Raw genomic sequence first — 3,233 nt, 5'->3', positions numbered from 1 at the left:
TAGATGAACCAAATTGGCCGTTGACCCGATAGGTTATCCCTCTGACGCACCCTACGGACTAGAATGATGATTCGGTTATTATCTGTATTTGGTAGTCTGAACCACCCCGGTATATGAAAAAAGCGCTAATTTGTGGAATATCTGGACAGGATGGAGCCTATTTAGCATCACTGCTGTTAGATCAAGGTTATGCGGTATATGGTACTTCCCGTGATGCACAGATGTCATCATTTCGGAACTTGAAAAGGTTGGGAATTTATGACCGAGTGAAATTATATTCCATGTCTCTCACCGACTTTCGTAGTGTTCTTCAAGTTTTGACCCAGGTTGAACCACAGGAAGTCTATAACTTGGCGGGTCAGAGTTCCGTGGGTCTATCCTTTGACCAACCTGTGGAAACCCTCGATAGTATCGCTGGGGGAACCCTCAACCTCTTAGAAGCGATCCGATTTACTGGCGCACCTATTAAACTCTATAATGCTGGGTCTAGTGAGTGTTTTGGTGATACCTACGGCGAACCTGCGGATGAAAATACCCCCTTTCGTCCTCGCAGTCCCTACGCGGTCGCTAAGTCCGCCGCCTTTTGGGAAGTCGCTAACTATCGCGAAGCCTATGGTTTATTTGCTTGTTCTGGAATACTATTTAACCATGAGTCCCCCCTGAGACCCTCCCGGTTTGTGACTCAGAAAATTATTCATGGAGCCTGTGCGATCGCCTCTGGAAATCAGGATAAACTATATTTGGGTAGAATCTCCGTGCAGCGAGATTGGGGTTGGGCTCCTGAGTATGTCGAGGCCATGTATTTGATGCTTCAGCAGCCACAAGCTGATGATTATGCGATCGCTACCGGGGAAACTTACTCTCTTCAGGATTTTGTCAAAACTGCTTTTGATTGTGTCGGTCTAAACTGGGAAGATTTTGTCGAAACTGACCAAAGCCTCTACCGTCCTACAGATATCGCTGTCGGTCGCGCCTCCCCCGCTAAGGCTAAACATAAGTTAGGATGGGAGGCTCAGTTTCAAATGCCTGATATAGTCAAAATGATGGTGCAAGCGCAACAGGAGCGATCGCCATAATACCTACATAGATATGATATAATATCATAGTCTATGCTGACAACTCTGATTTTTGATTAATTATTTACTAATGGCTAAAAACAAAGAAGTTCACATTCTGGAAGTTGTCTTAGTCCCTAAAGAGGAATGTGAGTCCCTGCTGGGTTTTATGATTGATAGACCCCAAGCCGAAGCTAAACTTAACTCTGCGGAAATTGAATTTTCCGGTTGGGTATTGGGTAAAACTTTACCCGCTATTGCTGTGGAAATCCTACAGGGGGAAAAGATTGTTAAAACTATTTCCGTTAGTGATTCTCGTCCTGATGTCGCCAAGGTTTACCCCGACGCACCAAGCGCCAGTATTAGTGGCTTTAAAGAAATTATTGATTTGGGGGAATTTTCTGGGGAAAATGAACTCACTGTACAGGCTATTTTGCGGGATGATAGTATTGTTACTATCGGACAGGTGCGATTCCAAACTCCTGAATCGGCTCAAGTTTCCGAATCCCCAACTGTGATATCATCTGAAAAGCTGGAACGTGCTAGGGCGGATTTAGAGCGATCGCGTCAATTTTTGGAACAGGTAAAAGCCGACTTAGCCAAATACGAAGTTAACCCATAACCGCAGCTATATGGTCATCCCGCCGCTGGGAAACCCCTAGGAACCCGGACAGTTGGTTGATTAACCCCACCCACATCAACCTATGTTGGGTTCCACTTCCTTTCAACCCACCAACCCAGGAGAATTATAATTGTATGTGGTCGCCATATTGGGCGCGCAAACCCTCCCAGGCTTCTACCTGTCCTGGTTCATATTCTCCCGGTTTTCCCCATTGTAAAAAAGCACTTAAAGCTGGTTGATTTTCAGCATCTAAAAACCGAATCGCATAGGTAGTAAAATTCCCGCGCTTCGCTTCTCCCGTCTCAAATTTAACCGCTTTAATTTGGTCAATATTTAGGTGGAATTCAAACAAATCGCTGTGCATATTAGCATACATTCCTTTCGGAAGTTCTGCATAAAATAGCTTTTGAATTTTCCCCTTAACTTCCAGAACAGCAGCACTACTGGTCACAATTAAGCGCAAAGTTCCCAAACTTTCGCAAGACTCTAACAACTCTTTTAAATCAGCCATAGTTATTCTCAGCTATTACCTATCCAGTAATAGTCATTTATTTTTCATGTCGTTCATAGGCGGCGACAATGCGCTGAACCAGAGGATTCCGCACCACATCCGCCTGAGAAAACTCACAGAAAGCTATCCCTTCAATATTTTGCAGAATCTTGAGGGCAACTGTCAACCCCGAAGATTGATTTAGTGGTAGATCCGTCTGGGTAATATCACCCGTTACCACCATGCGCGATCGCGACCCTAAACGAGTCAGCACCATTTTCATTTGTCCGGGAGTCGTATTTTGCGCCTCATCAAGGATGATAAAGGAATTATTGAGAGTGCGTCCCCGCATATAAGCAATAGGCGCAACTTCAATCACTCCCCTTTCCATCAAATTAGCTGCTTTTTCTGGGTCTACCAACTCATAAATCGCATCATAAAGAGGTCGCAAATAGGGATTAACCTTTTGCTGCAAATCTCCCGGAAGGAAGCCTAGACGTTCCCCCGCTTCCACCGCTGGACGGGTAAGAATTAACCTTTCGTATTGGTCAGAAAGTAACGCCTGAAGCGCGATAATTGCTGCTAGATAAGTTTTACCAGTTCCCGCTGGTCCAATGCAAAAAGTTAAATCATGGGTGCGGATAGCTTGGATATATTGTCGCTGACGGAAAGTTTTAGCGCGTATATCCTGACCTCGGCGAGTTCTCGCTAAAACATCCTGCTGAAGTTCCCGCAGATTAGCTTCTTGGTGGGTATTAATAGCATGACGTGCGGTTAGAATATCGGGGTCTGTGATAGTTTTACCATTTTCCCAAAAAGGTTTGAGGGATTCTATCAAAACTCGGCACAATTCTACCTGTTTAGTCGTACCACTAATCAGCAAATCTTGACCCCGCAAAACTATCTGAGTTCCAGTTTGTTTAGACAGGGTTTTGAGATTATCTTCTTGATAACCCCCTAAAGCGATCGCACTTTCGATAGTAGGTAACTGAATCGTCAGTCGCTCAGTCATTCACGTAAAACTCCTGGGAGGGTTGGAAGCTCCGTGATTTATCGCGGAGAGGAA

General features: G+C 44.8%; 4 protein-coding genes. 2 read left to right on the top strand and 2 right to left on the bottom strand.

Annotated features, from left to right (window positions below; translation table 11 throughout):
* Positions 1–113 precede the first annotated feature (113 nt).
* Entirely contained in the window at positions 114–1,076 is a 963-nt protein-coding gene (locus P5683_RS23635) for a GDP-mannose 4,6-dehydratase (protein ID WP_006670676.1), read from the top strand.
* Positions 1,077–1,146: 70 nt separating this feature from the next.
* Complete coding sequence (locus P5683_RS23630) at positions 1,147–1,677, top strand: sulfotransferase (protein WP_187757837.1); 531 nt, start codon at positions 1,147–1,149, stop codon at positions 1,675–1,677.
* A gap of 124 nt (positions 1,678–1,801) precedes the next feature.
* Here P5683_RS23630 and P5683_RS23625 read toward each other — a convergent pair whose 3' ends face one another.
* Positions 1,802–2,188 (bottom strand): ChuX/HutX family heme-like substrate-binding protein, encoded by a 387-nt coding sequence (locus P5683_RS23625; RefSeq protein WP_008055723.1) that lies wholly within the window; start codon positions 2,186–2,188, stop codon positions 1,802–1,804.
* Positions 2,189–2,225: 37 nt separating this feature from the next.
* Positions 2,226–3,179: a PhoH family protein gene (locus tag P5683_RS23620; protein WP_006620985.1), complete on the bottom strand. Its 954-nt coding sequence runs from the start codon at positions 3,177–3,179 to the stop codon at positions 2,226–2,228.
* Positions 3,180–3,233: the final 54 nt, after the last annotated feature.

This window comes from Limnospira sp. PMC 1279.21, assembly GCF_032349615.1.
Lineage (GTDB): Bacteria > Cyanobacteriota > Cyanobacteriia > Cyanobacteriales > Microcoleaceae > Limnospira > Limnospira fusiformis.
This window is presented reverse-complemented; position numbering and strand designations above follow the sequence as displayed.

What these genes read in the sequence shown, in the direction of transcription:
- P5683_RS23625 (WP_008055723.1), bottom strand. Translation starts at nt 2,188, where the DNA reads ATGGCTGATTTAAAAGAGTTGTTAGAGTCTTGCGAAAGTTTGGGAACT.
- P5683_RS23630 (WP_187757837.1), top strand. Translation starts at nt 1,147, where the DNA reads ATGGCTAAAAACAAAGAAGTTCACATTCTGGAAGTTGTCTTAGTCCCT.
- P5683_RS23635 (WP_006670676.1), top strand. Translation starts at nt 114, where the DNA reads ATGAAAAAAGCGCTAATTTGTGGAATATCTGGACAGGATGGAGCCTAT.
- P5683_RS23620 (WP_006620985.1), bottom strand. Translation starts at nt 3,179, where the DNA reads ATGACTGAGCGACTGACGATTCAGTTACCTACTATCGAAAGTGCGATC.